Origin of the sequence: Pseudomonas sp. Y24-6, assembly GCF_020295325.1 — a bacterium.
GTDB lineage: Bacteria > Pseudomonadota > Gammaproteobacteria > Pseudomonadales > Pseudomonadaceae > Aquipseudomonas > Aquipseudomonas gregormendelii.
The window spans coordinates 64,228-81,194 of the sequence record NZ_JACBXG010000013.1; the positions used below are offsets into that span (position 1 = coordinate 64,228).

The 16,967-nt window shown below is 60.9% G+C and carries 13 protein-coding genes and 8 tRNA genes; 4 read left to right on the forward strand and 17 right to left on the reverse strand.

Annotated elements, in window-relative coordinates; translation table 11 throughout:
- Positions 1-36 precede the first annotated feature (36 nt).
- The 3 genes from HYI44_RS22825 to leuC all read right to left on the reverse strand — a co-directional run bounded on the left by HYI44_RS22825 (position 37) and on the right by leuC (position 2,994).
- Entirely contained in the window at positions 37-804 is a 768-nt protein-coding gene (locus tag HYI44_RS22825; RefSeq protein WP_225570591.1) for a class I SAM-dependent methyltransferase, read from the reverse strand.
- Between the two features lie 115 nt (positions 805-919).
- Entirely contained in the window at positions 920-1,564 is a 645-nt protein-coding gene (gene leuD / locus HYI44_RS22830) for a 3-isopropylmalate dehydratase small subunit (RefSeq protein ID WP_225570592.1), read from the reverse strand.
- Positions 1,565-1,575: 11 nt separating this feature from the next.
- Positions 1,576-2,994: a 3-isopropylmalate dehydratase large subunit gene (gene leuC, locus HYI44_RS22835; RefSeq protein ID WP_225570593.1), complete on the reverse strand. Its 1,419-nt coding sequence runs from the start codon at positions 2,992-2,994 to the stop codon at positions 1,576-1,578.
- A 147-nt stretch (positions 2,995-3,141) separates the two neighbouring features.
- On the opposite strand from leuC, the gene HYI44_RS22840 reads away from it, so the two are divergent.
- Positions 3,142-4,032 carry a LysR family transcriptional regulator gene (locus HYI44_RS22840; RefSeq protein WP_122838206.1) on the forward strand — a complete coding sequence of 297 codons (891 nt, stop codon included), beginning with the start codon at positions 3,142-3,144 and terminating at the stop codon, positions 4,030-4,032.
- Positions 4,033-4,098: 66 nt separating this feature from the next.
- Positions 4,099-7,377, forward strand: a complete 3,279-nt coding sequence (locus HYI44_RS22845; RefSeq protein WP_225570594.1) for a PAS domain S-box protein — start codon at positions 4,099-4,101, stop codon at positions 7,375-7,377.
- A gap of 54 nt (positions 7,378-7,431) precedes the next feature.
- Here HYI44_RS22845 and HYI44_RS22850 read toward each other — a convergent pair whose 3' ends face one another.
- From HYI44_RS22850 to gltX, 14 genes are all read right to left on the reverse strand, one after another.
- A complete protein-coding gene (locus HYI44_RS22850) occupies positions 7,432-7,878 on the reverse strand; it encodes an Hsp20 family protein (protein ID WP_122838204.1) in 447 nt (148 codons plus the stop codon).
- A gap of 121 nt (positions 7,879-7,999) precedes the next feature.
- Positions 8,000-8,959 carry a tRNA dihydrouridine synthase gene (locus HYI44_RS22855; protein WP_122838203.1) on the reverse strand — a complete coding sequence of 320 codons (960 nt, stop codon included), beginning with the start codon at positions 8,957-8,959 and terminating at the stop codon, positions 8,000-8,002.
- A gap of 195 nt (positions 8,960-9,154) precedes the next feature.
- A complete protein-coding gene (locus HYI44_RS22860; RefSeq protein ID WP_225570595.1) occupies positions 9,155-9,592 on the reverse strand; it encodes an acyl-CoA thioesterase in 438 nt (145 codons plus the stop codon).
- 44 nt (positions 9,593-9,636) lie between these two features.
- A complete protein-coding gene (locus tag HYI44_RS22865) occupies positions 9,637-10,470 on the reverse strand; it encodes an alpha/beta fold hydrolase (protein WP_225570596.1) in 834 nt (277 codons plus the stop codon).
- 31 nt (positions 10,471-10,501) lie between these two features.
- On the reverse strand, positions 10,502-11,041 hold the full coding sequence (locus HYI44_RS22870) for a TetR/AcrR family transcriptional regulator (protein ID WP_122838200.1): 540 nt from the start codon (positions 11,039-11,041) through the stop codon (positions 10,502-10,504).
- Positions 11,042-11,225: 184 nt separating this feature from the next.
- A tRNA-Glu gene (locus HYI44_RS22875) sits at positions 11,226-11,301 on the reverse strand.
- Positions 11,302-11,381: 80 nt separating this feature from the next.
- A tRNA-Ala gene (locus HYI44_RS22880) sits at positions 11,382-11,457 on the reverse strand.
- A 53-nt stretch (positions 11,458-11,510) separates the two neighbouring features.
- Positions 11,511-11,586, reverse strand: a tRNA-Glu gene (locus HYI44_RS22885).
- A gap of 80 nt (positions 11,587-11,666) precedes the next feature.
- Positions 11,667-11,742, reverse strand: a tRNA-Ala gene (locus tag HYI44_RS22890).
- A 53-nt stretch (positions 11,743-11,795) separates the two neighbouring features.
- Positions 11,796-11,871 (reverse strand) — tRNA-Glu (locus HYI44_RS22895).
- Between the two features lie 80 nt (positions 11,872-11,951).
- Positions 11,952-12,027 (reverse strand) — tRNA-Ala (locus HYI44_RS22900).
- 53 nt (positions 12,028-12,080) lie between these two features.
- A tRNA-Glu gene (locus HYI44_RS22905) sits at positions 12,081-12,156 on the reverse strand.
- A gap of 79 nt (positions 12,157-12,235) precedes the next feature.
- A tRNA-Ala gene (locus tag HYI44_RS22910) sits at positions 12,236-12,311 on the reverse strand.
- 248 nt (positions 12,312-12,559) lie between these two features.
- Positions 12,560-14,041: a glutamate--tRNA ligase gene (gene gltX, locus HYI44_RS22915; RefSeq protein WP_122838199.1), complete on the reverse strand. Its 1,482-nt coding sequence runs from the start codon at positions 14,039-14,041 to the stop codon at positions 12,560-12,562.
- Between the two features lie 218 nt (positions 14,042-14,259).
- Between gltX and HYI44_RS22920 the strand changes: the two genes are divergently transcribed.
- Positions 14,260-15,309, forward strand: coding sequence for an HlyD family secretion protein (locus HYI44_RS22920; RefSeq protein WP_225570597.1), 1,050 nt, complete (start codon positions 14,260-14,262; stop codon positions 15,307-15,309).
- Positions 15,299-16,849, forward strand: coding sequence for an MDR family MFS transporter (locus tag HYI44_RS22925; RefSeq protein WP_205893228.1), 1,551 nt, complete (start codon positions 15,299-15,301; stop codon positions 16,847-16,849). Before HYI44_RS22920 ends, HYI44_RS22925 begins: the two co-directional genes overlap by 11 nt.
- Positions 16,850-16,967 lie beyond the last annotated feature (118 nt).

Sequence of the window (16,967 nt, forward strand, 5' to 3'; positions counted from 1 at the left end):
TGGAGCACACCCGGAAAAATTCTATCGTTGCGTGACTCATTTTTCGGCGAACAGCACCAGCACATCGGTGCTGAACGAACCATCGGCCTCAATCTCGAAATACTCGCGCACCTCGCTGCCCATCGCCTGCTGCAACTCGCGGATCGCGGCGCGCATCACCTGGGGTGTGCGCATGCGCTCGACCCAGCTGCTGTATTCCAGCCGCAGGCGTTGACGCGTGGTGCTGCGGGTGTGCAATCCTGCCTCGCTGACCTGGCGCAACCACTCGCCGGCGGAATAATCGCGCACATGGCTGGTGTCGCGCAGCACTTCAACGCTTTGCAGATAAGTGTCGAACAACGGGCTGCCCGGTGACAACACATCGATGAAAGCGGCCACGCCACCCGGTTTCAGCACCCGCCGAACTTCCCGCAACGCCACACCGAGATCGCTCCAATGGTGCGCCGAGTACCGACTGAAGACGAATTCGAACTCGCCATCGGCAAACGGCAGGCGCTCGGCGGCACCATTGACGGTGGTGACATTGCCCAGACCACGATCGACAGCCGCGGCGGTCACCACATCGAGCATTTGCTGCGACAGGTCGTACGCCACTACTTCTTTCACCAGCGACGCCACGTGAAAACTCACGTGGCCGGCGCCACAGCCAAGGTCCAGCACGCGGGCGTTGCCCTGCCCCGCCAATTCAGCCTGTAGCAAAGCGAATTCAGTGCCTTGCGCGTGGACGGCGCTGCTCAGATAGGCCGAGGCCTGTTCACCGAATTGCTTCTGGACTACCTGGCTGTGCTGGGCGGTGCGGGTCATGGGGACTTCCTGTTGGGGTTGTAGTTTCAAGATCAAAAGATCGCAGCCTTCGGCAGCTCCTACGGGTGTACGCCTTGCCGAAGGCTGCGATCTTTTCAACGGTCACCTCAAAACATCAGGCGTCGCGAAACAGCCAAGGCTGGCTCGCCCGGTGCTTGGCTTCAAACGACGCAATTGCCTCGTGGTCCATCAACGTCAGGCCAATATCGTCCAGGCCATTGAGCAGGCAATGCTTGCGGAACGCATCGATCTCGAAGCTCAGCACCTTGCCATCCGGGCGAGTCACCGTCTGCGCTTGCAGGTCAACCTGCAACTGGTACCCAGGGCTGGCTTCAACCTGCTGGAAAAGCTCATCGACTTCAGCGTCGCTCAAGATGATTGGCAACAAGCCATTCTTGAAGCTGTTGTTGAAGAAAATGTCGGCGTAACTCGGCGCGATGATGCTGCGAAAGCCATATTCTTCCAGGGCCCACGGCGCGTGTTCACGGCTGGAGCCGCAACCGAAGTTCTCGCGGGCCAGCAATACACTGGCGCCCTGATAACGTTCGGCGTTAAGCACGAAGTCCTTGTTCAGCGGACGCTTGGAATTGTCCTGATACGGCTGCCCCACATCCAGATAGCGCCATTCGTCGAACAGGTTCGGGCCGAAACCGGTGCGCTTGATCGACTTGAGGAACTGCTTCGGGATGATCTGATCGGTGTCGACGTTGGCACGATCCAGAGGCGCGACAAGTCCAGTGTGCTGGGTAAAAGCTCTCATTCTGCGCTCCTTTAGATCAATTCACGGACGTCGACGAAACGACCGTTTACTGCGGCGGCGGCGGCCATGGCCGGGCTCACCAGGTGGGTACGACCACCGGCACCCTGACGGCCTTCGAAGTTGCGGTTCGAGGTGGACGCGCAATGCTCGCCCGACTCCAAACGGTCCGGGTTCATCGCCAGGCACATCGAGCAGCCTGGCTCGCGCCATTCAAAACCGGCCTCGAGGAAAATCTTGTCCAGGCCTTCGGATTCAGCTTGCGCCTTCACCAGGCCCGAGCCCGGCACCACGATGGCCTGCTTGATGGTCGACGCCACTTTGCGGCCTTTGGCGATCACGGCAGCGGCGCGCAAATCTTCGATGCGCGAGTTGGTGCAGGAGCCGATGAACACGCGGTCCAGCTGGATATCAGTAATCGCCTGATTGGCAGTGAGGCCCATGTATTTCAAGGCGCGCTCGATGGAGCCGCGCTTGACCAGGTCCGGTTCCTGAGCCGGGTCTGGCACGTTCTGATCAACGGCCAGGACCATCTCCGGCGAAGTGCCCCAGCTGACTTGCGGCTTGATCTGCGTGGCATCGAGCTCGACGACGGTGTCGAACTTCGAGTCCGCGTCAGACACCAGGTCTTTCCACGCCTCGACAGCCAAGTCCCACTCCGCGCCTTTCGGCGCAAATGGACGGCCCTTGACGTAGGCCACGGTTTTTTCATCCGCCGCCACCAGGCCCACGCGTGCGCCGGCCTCGATGGACATGTTGCAGATGGTCATGCGCCCTTCCACCGACAGGGCGCGGATCGCGCTGCCAGCGAACTCGATGGCGTGGCCATTACCGCCGGCCGTGCCGATCTTGCCGATCACGGCGAGCACGATGTCCTTGGCCGTCACGCCGAACGGCAGTTCGCCCTCGACCAACACCAGCATATTCTTCATTTTCTGGGCGACCAGGCACTGGGTGGCGAGCACGTGCTCGACCTCGGAAGTGCCAATACCGTGAGCCAAAGCACCGAATGCGCCGTGGGTCGAGGTGTGGGAGTCGCCGCAGACCACCGTCATGCCCGGCAAGGTGGCGCCCTGCTCCGGGCCAATGACGTGGACGATGCCCTGGCGCACGTCGTTCATCTTGAACTCGACAATGCCGTATTCATCGCAGTTGTCGTCGAGGGTCTGGACCTGCAGGCGCGAGACCTGGTCAGCAATCGCTTCGATGCCGCCCTTGCGCTCCGGCGTGGTCGGTACGTTATGGTCCGGGGTCGCGATATTGGCATCGATGCGCCAAGGCTTGCGCCCGGCCAGACGCAGCCCTTCGAAGGCTTGCGGCGAAGTCACTTCATGGATGATGTGACGGTCGATGTAGATCAGCGCAGAACCATCGTCGCGCTGTTTGACCAAATGCGAATCCCAGAGCTTGTCGTAGAGCGTTTTGCCGGCCATCAGACGGTTTCCTCATCATTTGTTTCTATGCCCCGGGTTTTGAACGACTCAATAACCCTTTGGCTTGTGAGGTCGATCCTAGGGGGTTACATTAAATAACTCAAATTCATATTTTTTATGCTTTGGATAACCATCTGGAATACTGCAATGGACCTGGCCAACCTTAATGCTTTTATCGCGATTGCCGAGACGGGCAGCTTCTCTGGCGCGGGCGAACGGCTGCACCTGACGCAACCGGCGATCAGCAAACGCATCGCCGGGCTGGAACAACAACTTAAAGTTCGGCTGTTCGATCGCCTGGGCCGCGAAGTCGGCCTGACCGAAGCTGGCCGCGCCCTGTTGCCGCGGGCTTACCAGATTCTCAACGTGCTGGACGATACACGCCGCGCCCTGACCAACCTGACCGGCGAAGTCAGCGGGCGCCTGACCCTGGCCACCAGCCACCACATCGGCCTGCACCGCCTGCCGCCTTTATTAAGGGAGTTCACCCGACGCTACCCGCAAGTAGCGCTGGATATTCAGTTCCTCGATTCGGAAGTGGCTTACGAAGAAATCCTCCATGGCCGCGCGGAACTGGCGGTCATCACCCTGGCCCCCGAACCTCACACCCTGGTCAAAGCCACCCCTGTGTGGGACGACCCGCTGGATTTCGTGGTCGCGCCGGAACACACGCTGATCAGCAATGGCGCGGTGAGCCTGGCAGACATAGCCCTGCACCCGGCCGTGTTCCCCGGCGGCAACACCTTTACCCACCACATCGTCCAGCGCCTGTTCGAGGCTCAAGGGCTGACGCCGAACATCGCCATGAGCACCAACTACCTCGAAACCATCAAGATGATGGTGTCCATCGGCCTGGCCTGGAGCGTGTTGCCGCGCACCATGCTTGATGAGCAGGTGGCAAGCATCCCTTTGCCGGGCATACAGCTCACTCGCCAGCTAGGCTATATCCTGCACACAGAACGGACGCTGTCGAACGCGGCACGGGCTTTCATGGCTTTGCTGGACGCACAAATCGATCAGCCAGGGACACATGGCTAACTTGTGCTACTCCTATAGTGCCGCGAGACCCAGCGCCTAACGCCCAATTCAGTCCAAGGCTTGCCAATGCCGAAATCTGTTGACCGTATTCCGCCGATGCCGCGTATCCAGGCGCTGGACCCCAAACGGTCCGAGCAAAGTTGGGAAAGCGCGCCACAGTTGCTGGCGGCCCTCAACGGTGCCCGCCTGGGCGCCTGGTATTGGGACATCGAGCGTGGGCAGATCAGTTGGTCGCGGGGTACCCAGGCGCTGTTTGGCTTCGACCCCCATGCGCCGCTGCCCGCCGACCTGGAATACCTCGACCTGCTGCCGCCGGAAGACCGGGCAAAAACCGTACGCGCCTTCCATGCAGTGATCGCCGGCGCACCGCTGGAACAGGCGATGCACCACCGCATTCGCTGGCCCGATGGCAGCCTGCATTGGCTGGAGATCAATGGCAGCCTGCTGCCAGACAAGGACGGCCGCCCGCGAATGATCGGCGTGATCCGCGAAATCACCCACCAGCGCCAGCGCGAACAGGCCCTGAGCAGCTCGGAGAAACGTTTCGCGACGCTGTTTCACCTGTGCCCGAACATGGTGCTGCTGACCCGCCAGGAGGACGGCCTGATCACCGAGGCCAACCAGTATTTTGAAAGCCTGTTCGGCTGGCCGGTACAGAACGCCATCGGCCGCACCACCCTGGAGCTGGGCCTCTGGGTGCATCCCGAGCAGCGCGAGCGACTGGTCAAGGCGACCAAGGCCAAAGGTGAACTCATCAGCATGGAGGTGCAGTTTCGCGCCAGCAACGGGCAGATACACGACGGCATTCTCAGCGCGCAGAAGGTCGAACTCGAAGGCCAACCCTATCTGCTCAGCACCTTCCTCGACACCACCGAACGCAAAGCCGCCGAGCACGCCCTCAAAGACAGCCAGGAACGCCTCGACCTGGCGCTGGATTCGGCGCAACTGGGTACCTGGGACTGGCACATCCCCAGCGGCATGCTCTATGGCTCGGCACGCGCTGCGCAGTTGCACGGGTTGGAGGCAATCCCTTTCCACGAGTCCTTCGACGAGTTTTTCGAAGGCGTACCCGATGAAGAGCGCGGCAGCATGCGCGACGCCTACCGCAGCTTGCGCGAGGGCCCGGCAGGCAATTATCAGCTGACCTACCGGGTGCAACTGGCCGACGGCAGCTCGCGCTTCCTGGAAAGCCGCGCGCGGCTGTACCGCGACGAAAACGGTGCCCCGCTGCGCATGGCCGGCACCCTGCTCGACATCACTGATCAGGTGGAGCGTGAGCAACAGCTGGTCGCGTCGGAAGAGAAATTTGCCAGCCTGTTCCAGGTCAGCCCCGATCCAATTTGCGTCACTCGCCAGGACAGCGGCCAGTTCATCGAGATCAACTCCAGCTTCACCCAGACATTTGGCTGGAGCGCCACCGATGTGATCGGGCACAGCGCCGACGAAATCGGCCTGTGGGACGCCTCGGCGAAAAGCCTGCACCGCATTGAACAGGTAATCCGCGAACAGGGCTTGAGTAACGTGGCCATCCAGGTCCAGCACAAAGATGGGCATTCGCTCACCTGTGTGATCTCCAGCCGCCAGATCAGTGTCAGCGACCATCCCTGCGTGGTCACCACCCTGCGCGACATCACCCAGCAGCAGCGGTCCGAAGCGGCACTCAAGGCCAGCGAAGAGAAATTTGCCAAGGCGTTTCACTCCAGCCCGGACGCCATCACCATCACCGAGCGCGACACCGGACGCTACCTGGAGGTCAACGACGGCTTCTGCCGCCTGACCGGCTACCAGGCCGATGAAGTCGTCGGGCGCACGGTGTATCAGGTCGGCATCTGGGCCGAGGAGAAACAGCGCTCCTCACTGCTGGCCGAACTGCAGCTCAACGGCCGGGTGCATCACCAGGAAATGCTCGGGCGCAACAAGCGCGGCGAGTTGCTCACCGTTGAAGTGTCGGTAGAGCCCATCACCCTCAACGAAACCGCCTGCCTGCTGCTGACCGCGCGGGACGTCAGCCTGCTGAAAAACGCCGAAGCGCAGATTCGCCACCTGGCCTATCACGACCCCCTGACCAACCTGCCCAACCGCGCATTACTGATGGACCGCCTGAGCCAGCAGATCGCCCTGCTCAAGCGCCACAACCTGCGCGGCGCCCTGCTGTTTCTCGACCTCGACCACTTCAAGCACATCAATGATTCCCTGGGACATCCCGTGGGCGACACCGTGCTGAAAATCATCACCGCGCGCCTCGAAGCCAGCGTGCGCATGGAAGACACCGTGGCACGCCTGGGGGGTGACGAGTTCGTGGTGCTGCTCAGCGGCCTGGAAGGCTCGCGCGAGGAGGTCAGCACCCAGGTGCGCAGCCTGGCTGACACCCTGCGCGAACTGCTGTCGGAGCCCATGTTCCTCGACGGACAACGCCTGCAAGTCACGCCCAGCATCGGCATCGCACTGATTCCCGACCACGGCTCGACCCCCACCGACCTGCTCAAGCGCGCCGACATCGCCCTGTACCGGGCCAAGGACTCAGGCCGCAATACCGCGCAGATGTACCACAACACCATGCAAAAGGCCGCCAGCGAACGCCTGCGGATGGAAACCGACCTGCGCCTGGCCCTGTCGCGCAACGAATTTCGCGTGCACTTCCAGCCCCAGATCGACGCCCGGGACAACCGCATCGTCGGGGCCGAGGCCCTGGTGCGCTGGAGCCACCCCGAACTGGGCGCCCAGTCACCCAGCGAGTTCATCAAGGTGCTGGAGGACAGCGGACTGATCCTGGAAGTCGGCAACTGGATCATCGACGAAGCCTGTCGCGCATTCCAGCACCTGATGGCCGAAGGTCTGATCGACCCGCTCGACTTCAGCCTGTGCGTCAACATCAGCCCGCGCCAATTTCGCCAGAATGACTTCGTCGAACGCGTCGAACACAGCCTGCGCAGCCACGGCCTGCCCTGCTCGCTGCTGAAACTGGAAATCACCGAAGGCATCGTCATCCAGAACCTGGAGGACACCATCAGCAAGATGTGCCGCCTGAAAAAACTCGGCGTGAGCTTCGCCATGGACGATTTTGGCACCGGCTACTCGTCCCTGACCTACCTCAAACGCCTGCCGGTCGACACCCTGAAAATTGATCAGTCCTTCATCCGCGACGCCACCACCGACCCCAACGACGCCGAAATCATCCGTGCCATCGTCGCCATGGCGCGCAGCCTGGGGTTGAAGGTGATCGCCGAGGGGGTGGAAACCCTGGAGCAGCTGGAATTTCTGCAGGGACTGGGGTGTTATTTTTACCAAGGGTATCTGCACAGCCGGCCGTTGCCGGTGGAAGCCTTCCAAAAACTCCTGCAATAGCCGCTGAACGCGCATAAAAAAGGGCGCCAATGGCGCCCTTTTCATTGCTCGGCCTTAGTGCTGCAAAGCCGGCTGTTCCATCCCGTTGATCGGGATGCGTTTGGCTTTCGCCTCCTCCGGAATCACCCGCAGCAAATCAATGCTCAGTAACCCGTTACGCAGGTCAGCGGCCTTGATTTCGATGTGATCCGCCAGGCGGAACGACAGCTTGAATGCACGCTGGGCAATGCCCTGGTGCAGGAAGGTCACGCCTTCGGTAGCGTCGCGTTTGCCGCCACTGATGGTCAGCACGCCCTTCTCGACTTGCAGGTCCAGGTCTTCTTCCTGGAAACCGGCTGCGGCGACCACAATGCGGTATTGGTCGTCACCGTGTTTTTCCACGTTGTAGGGCGGATAGGTGCTGCCTGGCTCATTACGCAGGGCGGTTTCGAACAGGTCGTTAAAACGGTCGAAGCCTACCGAGGAGCGGAACAGTGGGGCCAGGGAAAATGCAGTACTCATGATTCAAATCTCCTGAAAACAATCAGCAAGGTTTTATGTCTCCGCGACCCGAATTCGGCATCGCGTACCCCTTAGATAGGGACCGCTGATTGCATTTCAAGAGATTATCTGAAAATTTTTTTCAGGCCGCTTCGGACACCTGAAGCCCCAGTAAACGCGAGACATTATCCAGCTCTGTCTCGCGGCGCAGCACCGTAAACAGCTCGACCGCTTCGGGATAATTGCGGGTCAGCATTGCCAGCCACTGCTTCAAACGCCCCGGCGATTGGCGTGGCGTCATTTGCGCCTTGGCTTGCAGCCAGAAGTCCTGGATCAACGGCAACAGCTCGGCCCAGGTCATTTCGACGACCTCTTCACCCGCCCGCGCCGCCGCGATTTGCCGCGCCAGGTCCGGGCGCGAGACAAGGCCACGACCGAGCATGATGTCTTCGACGCCGCTGATTTCGCGGCAACGACGCCAGTCCTGGACATCCCAGATATCGCCGTTGGCAAACACCGGCACCTTGACCACTTCTTGCACCCGCGGGATCCACTCCCAGTGGGCCGGAGGCTTGTAGCCATCGGTCTTGGTGCGCGCATGCACGACGATATGCGCCGCACCACCTTCGGCCAGGGCCGTGGCGCAGACCAGCGCGCCGTCGGGGCTGTCAAAGCCCAGGCGCATTTTTGCGGTCACAGGAATGTGTGCCGGCACCGCGCGGCGCACGTGCTCGACGATCTGGTTGAGCAGTTCCGGCTCCTTGAGCAATACCGCGCCACCGCGGGACTTGTTCACGGTCTTGGCCGGGCAGCCGAAGTTCAGGTCGATCACCTCGGAACCCAATTCGCAGGCCAGTGCGGCATTTTCTGCCAGGCACACCGGGTCCGAGCCGAGCAATTGCACGCGCAGCGGCACGCCAGAGGCCGTGCGCGCTCCGGTCAGCAATTCAGGGCCGAACTTGTGGAAATAGGCAGGCGTGAGCAGTTGGTCGTTGATGCGGATGAACTCGGTCACACACCAATCGATACCACCGACACGAGTGAGCACGTCCCGCAGGATGTTGTCGACCAAACCCTCCATGGGCGCCAAGGCAATTTGCATGAAAAACACACTCTACGAAAAACGTGCGGCAGTTTACTGGTTTCGGCTGAGAGAAGGTATTTCGTAAGGCCGGAAGGTGTTGATTGTGCCGACGCTTTCGCGGGCAAGCCGCGCTCCCACAGGTCTTGCGTCGCTCACACAAAAGATGAACGACCCAAGACCTGTGGGAGCGCGGCTTGCCCGCGAAGGGGTCGCTTAGATCGCGACTTGCAACGCCGGACCATAACCTCCGATGAACTCCGCCGGCATGCGCTTGGGCTTGCCCGTGGAAAGTTCGATGCACACGAAAGTGGTCTGCGCACGCAGCAGCGTGGTGTTGTCGCTCGGGCGCTTGAGCTGGAAGTGCCGGGTCATTTTCAGGCGTTGGTCCCAGTCGACGATCCAGGTCGCCAATTGCAAGCCGTCGCCTTCGTAGGCGGCGGCCAGGTAATCGATCTCGTGCCGCACCACCGCCATTGCCCGATCCAGGCGCCGATACTCGACCAGGTCCAGGCCCAGGCGCTGGGAGTGGCGCCAGGCGCAGCGTTCGAGCCAGGTGACATACACCGCGTTGTTCGCGTGCCCCAGCCCGTCGATGTCCTCGGCGCCCACTTCCAGGTCAATGATAAACGGCGTTGCCCGATCCCAGCCCATGCCCCACTCCAGTCAGATAGTCACCTGGGCAGTGTAACGGATGCTCAGGCCGATTGGCGCGATTGCAGACTGCGGCCAGCCAGCAGTGACAGCACGCCATCAATGACCCGTGGGTCGGCCAGCACCCGCTGATGACCGCCTTCTTCAAGGCGCAGCAGACGGCTGTCGAACCAGGCGTCGTTGATCAGCTGGGACTCCTTGACCGAGACCAGACGGTCATCTTCGGCATGCACGATCAGCCCGGGCATATCGAGCTGGTAGTGCGCGACATCCAGCGTCGCGGCGCGCATGCCGACGTCTTGCTCGACCTGGCGAATGAACGCCGACCGGGCCTTGGGCGGCAGGCCCACATACCGGGCAAATCCGCGCAAAACCCCGAGTATTCGCGACGGAGCGGCAATGGTCACCAGGGTTTCGGTACGCAGACCCAACTGCACCGCCAGCATCGCACTGGCGCCGCCCATGGAGTGGCCGATCACGGCTTGCAGCGGCGGCAGCTCCGCGGCGGCTTCAAGCATGGCGCGGGCGAACAGGACGACATTCGCTTCGCTGCCCGGCGAGCGCCCGTGGGCGGGACCGTCGAGGGCGACCACGGTGTAGCCGGCGTCCACCAGTGCGTTGATCAGGCTGGCGAACTGGGTTGGGCGCCCTTCCCAACCATGCATCAGCAAGACCGTCGGCCCTTGTCCCCAGCGCAGTGCCGAGAGACCGAAGCGCAAGGTGATGCGCTCCGACCTGGCCAGCAAGGGCAGCTCCCAATCCCGCGGGGGCAGCTCTCGCGGAGTCATGAACGCCAGTCGCATCTTGCTTGCGACCAGTTGAGGGGCAAACCAGCCCAACGTGCCGTTGACGCCACGAACCCACTTTAACCCGCTCATCGCTCTCACTCCCCAGGCCCAGGCCTTCAGGTCATAGCACCGCCGATTTGGCGGCGCGCAACAGTCGATCGGATAATTCTCCTGGCCCCAGCGCCCGCGCCAGTGCCAGGCCACCCACCATCAAGGCCATGTCGGCCAGGGCCTTGTCGGTTTCTTCCGGGCTGGCCGCCAACTGCGCGACCATCATTTCCACGTGTTCGTTCAAGGCCACCCGAAATTCGTCGGGCAGCCGGCCCAACTCGCCGACGGACGCGGGGATTGGGCACGCGGAGTCAGACGAATCGCGGTGCTTGCGTGACAGGTAGAACGCGGCCACCAGGGCGCGGCGTTCTTCGCCGGTCAGTTCGGCGTCCATGTCGGCGATCAGGCCACGACGGTGACCCAGCAACTGCTTGAACGCTTCCAGCATCATGGCGTCCTTGCTTTCGAAGTGCGCATAGAAGCCGCCAACCGTCAGGCCGGCTGCGCCCATCACTTCGCCCACGCTCGGTTCGGCCGGGCCGCGCTGGATCAGCGCTGCACTGGCGGCCTTGAGAATGCGTTCGCGGGTTTGAGCTTTTTTATCGTTCATCGTTGCCTCCGAATATTACGACTAGAATATTATTCTCATAATAATTTTCCGCAAGTCGTGGATGTGACCGCTGGTCTGAAGATCAGTTTGAGGTAGAGAGGGGGATTTGGCCAAACGCCAGACAAACAAAAGGGCCATTCAATAATTGAATGACCCTTATAAAATCCCGCAGAGCGGGTAATCGTGGCGTCCCCTAGGGGACTCGAACCCCTGTTACCGCCGTGAAAGGGCGGTGTCCTAGGCCACTAGACGAAGGGGACGCAAAACCTTCTATACAACTGATCAGTGCTGAGTACTGATCGATTCAAGGCCGGTGTGGCCAGACCTTGAACTGTAAAATTGGTGGAGCTTAGCGGGATCGAACCGCTGACCTCCTGCATGCCATGCAGGCGCTCTCCCAGCTGAGCTAAAGCCCCGGATTTTTCGCCTCGCGGCGGAGTGACATCTTGCAACATCACTTCTGTAAAACTGGCGTCCCCTAGGGGACTCGAACCCCTGTTACCGCCGTGAAAGGGCGGTGTCCTAGGCCACTAGACGAAGGGGACGCAAACCCTTCTATACAACTGATCAGTGCTGAGTACTGATCGATTCAAGGCCGGTGTGGCCAGACCTTGAACTGTAAAATTGGTGGAGCTTAGCGGGATCGAACCGCTGACCTCCTGCATGCCATGCAGGCGCTCTCCCAGCTGAGCTAAAGCCCCGGATTTTTCGCCTCGCGGCGGAGTGACATCTTGCAACATCACTTCTGTAAAACTGGCGTCCCCTAGGGGACTCGAACCCCTGTTACCGCCGTGAAAGGGCGGTGTCCTAGGCCACTAGACGAAGGGGACGCAAACCCTTCTATACAACTGATCAGTGCTGAGTACTGATCGATTCAAGGCCGGTGTGGCCAGACCTTGAACTGTAAAATTGGTGGAGCTTAGCGGGATCGAACCGCTGACCTCCTGCATGCCATGCAGGCGCTCTCCCAGCTGAGCTAAAGCCCCGGATTTTTCGCCTCGCGGCGGAGTGACATCTTGCAACATCACTTCTGTAAAACTGGCGTCCCCTAGGGGACTCGAACCCCTGTTACCGCCGTGAAAGGGCGGTGTCCTAGGCCACTAGACGAAGGGGACGCAAACCCTTCTATACAACAGATCAACGCTGAGTGTTGATCGCTTCAAGGCCGGTGTGGCCAGACCTTGAAGTGTAAATTGGTGGAGCTAGACGGGATCGAACCGTCGACCTCTTGCATGCCATGCAAGCGCTCTCCCAGCTGAGCTATAGCCCCTCATCGCTGAGGACGGGGCGAATCTTAATGGCGGATCGAAAGGCTGTCAAACTTATTTTTAAAATATTTCAAAGTTTTTTGCCGGGATAACAATCACTTACCGCTCTCCCCCGGAAAATGGGGGTGCTGGCAACAGCCAGATCAAAAAATCGTCCGATCGCGGCCCGAGCCTTCGGCAGCTCCTACGGGATTGCATTTCAACTGTAGGAGCTGGCGAAGCCTGCGATCTTTTTAGGCGCTGCCCGTAATCAGGCGATATTGCCCAGGAGCTTTTCCCACTCCTTGTTTTCCTTCTTCGACACGCCACCGAGCAAATCGATGGCCTGGCGCAGGCGGAAACGGGTCAGGTCCGGCCCGAGAATCTCCATGGCGTCGAGCACCGAGACCGAGCTTGCTTGCCCGGTGATCGCGGCGAACATCAGCGGCATGGCGTCACGCAGTTTCAACTCCAGGGATTCGACCACCGCCTGGATCGTCGCGGTAATGCTGTCCTTCTCCCACTGACGCAGGCTTTCGAGCTTCCACAAGATCAACTGCATCAACTGACGCACCTGATCGCCGGACAGCTTCTTCGACTCGAACAGCTTCGCATCCGGGTTGACCCCGCCGGCGAAGAAGAACCCGGCCAGCGGTGCGACCTGGCTGAAGGTTTCAACGCGGCCCTGCACGTGAGGCGCGATCTTCATCATGTATTCAGGGTTCAACGCCCAGGTCTGCAGACGCGAGGCGAACTCGTCCACCGGCAGGTCACGCAGCCACTGGCCGTTGAGCCAGGAGAGCTTCTCGATATCGAAGATCGGCCCGCCCAGGGAGACGCGCTTGAGGTCGAAGTTGTCGACCATTTCCTGCAGCGAGAACTTCTCGCGCTCATCCGGCATCGACCAGCCCATGCGCCCCAGGTAGTTGAGCATCGCCTCGGGCATGAAGCCCATGCGCTCGTAGAACGTCACCGAGGTCGGGTTCTTGCGCTTGGACAGCTTGCTCTTGTCCGGGTTACGCAGCAGCGGCATGTAGCACAGCTCCGGTTGTTCCCAGCCGAAGTACTCGTAGAGCAGGATCAGTTTGGGCGCCGATGGCAGCCATTCTTCGCCGCGCAGCACGTGGGTGATGCCCATCAGGTGATCGTCGACCACGTTGGCCAGGAAGTAGGTCGGCAGTCCGTCGGTCTTCATCAGCACCTGCATGTCCATGCGATCCCACGGGATCTCGACGTCGCCACGCAGCATGTCCGGCACCACGCACACGCCTTCGCTCGGCACCTTCATGCGGATAACGTGCGGCTCGCCAGCGGCCAGACGACGGGCCACTTCTTCCGCAGGCAGCAGCAGCGCACGCCCATCGTAGCGCGGGGTTTCGCCGCGGGCCTGTTGTTCGGCGCGCATCTGATCCAGCTCTTCGGCGGTGCAGAAGCACGGGAAAGCGTGGCCCATTTCCACCAGCTGCTGGCAGTACTTCTGGTAGATCTCGCCACGTTCGCTCTGCCGGTAAGGACCGTGCGGGCCGCCAACGTCCGGGCCTTCGCTCCAGTCGATGCCCAACCAGCGCAGGGCGTCGAAAATCTGCTGCTCGGACTCGCGGGTCGAACGCAATTGGTCGGTGTCTTCGATCCGCAGGATGAACTCACCGCCGTGCTGCTTGGCAAAGCAGTAGTTGAACAATGCGATGTAAGCGGTACCTACGTGGGGATCCCCGGTAGGCGATGGCGCGATGCGAGTGCGGACGGTGGTCATGGCAAGTCTCGAAATGAAGATAAAACAAAGGGCGAATGGTAACAGGCGACACCGGCCCGGCTCCAGTGAGCAGGGCATTTAAGCCAAGTTTGCGTCTGCAACGCGCTTTGCACCCGTGAATGGCCGATTATCAACGGTCGGCATTTACCGTTTATCGGCTGTATGCCAGATTTGGCTGCTGATACCTTTCCTTACAATTTCTCGACTACAGTCTGCCCATGCCTGCCCAACTCAAGCGTCGCCTGTTTATTTTCCTGTTGCTCGTCCTGCTCATCGCCGGGGCATTTTTTGCTCACTGGTTTTTCAAAGGGCGCTTTTACGAGAGCACCGACAACGCCTATGTGCAGGGCGAGATCACCCGCGTGTCGAGCCAGCTCGGTGCGCGCATCGATCAGGTTCTGGTGCAGGACAACCAGCACGTTGAAAAAGGCCAGCTGCTGGTCAAACTCGAAGGTGATGATTTCCACCTGGCCGTCGACCGCGCCAACGCCGCCCTTGCAACCCGCCAGGCCGAGCGCCTGCAAGCCCAGAGCAAACTCACGCAACAGGCCAGCCTGATTGCGGCCAGCGAGGCGCAGGTGGCCTCCAGCCAGGCCAGCCTCAGCCGTTCGCAAATCGATTTGTCCCGCGCCGAAACCTTGCGCAAACCCGGCTACGTATCAGAAGAACGGGTGACCACCCTCTCCGCCGACAACCATATTGCCCGCTCCCAAGTGACCAAGGCCCAGGCGGATGCCCAGAGCCAGCGCCAGCAGGTCAACTCCCTGAGCGCCGAAATCAAGCGCCTGGATGCGATGATCGCCAATGCCCGGACCGATCTGGCCCAGGCCGAGCTGAACCTGACCCGCAGCGAGATCCACGCGCCCATCAGCGGCCTGATCGGCCAGCGCGCCGCGCGCAACGGCCAATACGTGCAGGCCGGCGCGTACCTGCTGTCGATCGTGCCGGACCAGGACATCTGGATCCAGGCCAACTTCAAGGAAACCCAGATCGGCCACATGCAGCCAGGGCAGAAGGCCGAGTTGACCTTCGACGCCTACAGCGATACGCCGATTGAAGCGCGGGTCGACAGCCTGTTTGCTGCCTCCGGGGCGCAATTCAGCCTGCTGCCACCGGACAATGCCACCGGCAACTTCACCAAAGTCGTACAACGGATCCCGGTCAAACTGACCTTCGCCGCGGATAACCCGCTGCACGGCAAGATTCGTCCGGGGATGTCGGTCACCGCCAAAGTGAACATCAAAGACGCCCCTGACGATGGCCGGTGACCCACTGATCCGCCCGGTCGGCGAGCCGACGCGGCGGGACTGGATTGCGGTCATGAGCGTGATGCTCGGCGCCTTCATGGCCGTGCTCGATATCCAGATCACCAACTCGTCACTCAAGGACATCCAGGGCGCGCTCTCGGCGACCCTGGAGGAAGGCTCGTGGATTTCCACTTCCTACCTGGTCGCGGAAATCATCATGATCCCGCTGACGGCGTGGCTGGTGCAGTTGCTGTCAGCACGTCGCCTGGCGGTCTGGGTCTCGCTGGGTTTCCTGGTGGCTTCGCTGCTGTGCTCCATGGCCTGGAGCCTGGAAAGCATGATCGTGTTCCGCGCCTTGCAGGGCTTCACCGGCGGCGCACTGATTCCGCTGGCGTTCACCCTGACCCTGATCAAACTCCCCGAACACCATCGCGCCAAGGGCATGGCCATGTTTGCCATGACCGCCACCTTCGCGCCCTCCATTGGCCCGACGCTGGGCGGCTGGCTGACGGAGAACTGGGGCTGGGAATACATCTTCTACATCAACATCCCCCCGGGCCTGATCATGATTGCCGGGCTGATGTACGGCCTGGAGAAAAAAGAGGCGCACTGGGAACTGCTCAAAAGCACCGACTACATGGGCATTCTCACCCTGGGCGTCGGCCTTGGTTGCCTGCAGGTTTTTCTTGAAGAAGGCCACCGCAAGGACTGGCTGGAATCGAGCCTGATCGTGACCCTGGGCAGCATCGCGCTGATCAGCCTGATCACCTTTGTGATCGTGCAGGTATCCAGGCCCAACCCCCTGATCAACCTGGGCATCCTGCGCAATCGCAATTTTGGCCTGTCGAGCATTTCCAGCCTGGGCATGGGGGTGGGCTTGTATGGCTCGATTTACCTGCTGCCGTTGTACCTGGCGCAGATCCAGAACTACAACGCCCTGCAGATCGGCGAAGTGATCATGTGGATGGGTGTACCCCAGCTGTTTCTGATTCCGCTGGTGCCAAAACTGATGAAGTACATCTCACCCAAATGGCTGTGCACGCTGGGTTTCGGGCTGTTCGGGCTGGCGAGCTTCTCATCGGGGGTGTTGAATCCGGATTTTGCCGGGCCACAGTTCAATCAGATCCAGATCATTCGCGCCCTGGGCCAGCCGCTGATCATGGTCACCATTTCACTGATCGCCACCGCCTACATCTTGCCCCAGGATGCGGGGTCGGCGTCGAGCCTGTTCAACATCCTGCGCAACCTGGGCGGCGCGATTGGCATCGCCCTCCTCGCCACATTGCTGGATGCGCGAACCAAGACCTACTTCGATTATTTGCGCGAGGCGATCGTACCGACCAACCCGCAGGTGGCGGAGCGCATGGCGTCGATGACGGACCGGTTTGGCAGCGAGACGGCGGCCTTGGGCAAACTGAGCGAGATCGCGCATCAGCAGGCCTCGATCATGGCGTACAACGATGCGTTTCACTTTGTCGGGATTGCGCTGGGGATCAGCATGATTGCGGTGTTGCTGACCAAGGCATTGCCGGCGGGGATCAAGGCTGGGGAGGCGCACTGATTTTGTAGTGCGGCGACTGACCTCATCGCGGGCAAGCCCGCTCCCACAAGATTCAGAGCCGTTCGCAGGATTTGTGGATCGACACAAAACCTGTGGGAGCGGGCTTGCCCGCGATCAG

Bases quoted from the DNA above. Each gene is read 5' to 3' on its own strand.
- leuC (WP_225570593.1), bottom strand. From the start codon at position 2,994: ATGGCCGGCAAAACGCTCTACGACAAGCTCTGGGATTCGCATTTGGTC.
- gltX (WP_122838199.1), bottom strand. From the start codon at position 14,041: ATGACCACCGTCCGCACTCGCATCGCGCCATCGCCTACCGGGGATCCC.
- HYI44_RS22855 (WP_122838203.1), bottom strand. From the start codon at position 8,959: ATGCAAATTGCCTTGGCGCCCATGGAGGGTTTGGTCGACAACATCCTG.
- HYI44_RS22920 (WP_225570597.1), top strand. From the start codon at position 14,260: ATGCCTGCCCAACTCAAGCGTCGCCTGTTTATTTTCCTGTTGCTCGTC.
- HYI44_RS22850 (WP_122838204.1), bottom strand. From the start codon at position 7,878: ATGAGTACTGCATTTTCCCTGGCCCCACTGTTCCGCTCCTCGGTAGGC.
- HYI44_RS22845 (WP_225570594.1), top strand. From the start codon at position 4,099: ATGCCGAAATCTGTTGACCGTATTCCGCCGATGCCGCGTATCCAGGCG.
- HYI44_RS22865 (WP_225570596.1), bottom strand. From the start codon at position 10,470: ATGAGCGGGTTAAAGTGGGTTCGTGGCGTCAACGGCACGTTGGGCTGG.
- HYI44_RS22925 (WP_205893228.1), top strand. From the start codon at position 15,299: ATGGCCGGTGACCCACTGATCCGCCCGGTCGGCGAGCCGACGCGGCGG.
- HYI44_RS22840 (WP_122838206.1), top strand. From the start codon at position 3,142: ATGGACCTGGCCAACCTTAATGCTTTTATCGCGATTGCCGAGACGGGC.
- HYI44_RS22825 (WP_225570591.1), bottom strand. From the start codon at position 804: ATGACCCGCACCGCCCAGCACAGCCAGGTAGTCCAGAAGCAATTCGGT.
- HYI44_RS22870 (WP_122838200.1), bottom strand. From the start codon at position 11,041: ATGAACGATAAAAAAGCTCAAACCCGCGAACGCATTCTCAAGGCCGCC.
- leuD (WP_225570592.1), bottom strand. From the start codon at position 1,564: ATGAGAGCTTTTACCCAGCACACTGGACTTGTCGCGCCTCTGGATCGT.
- HYI44_RS22860 (WP_225570595.1), bottom strand. From the start codon at position 9,592: ATGGGCTGGGATCGGGCAACGCCGTTTATCATTGACCTGGAAGTGGGC.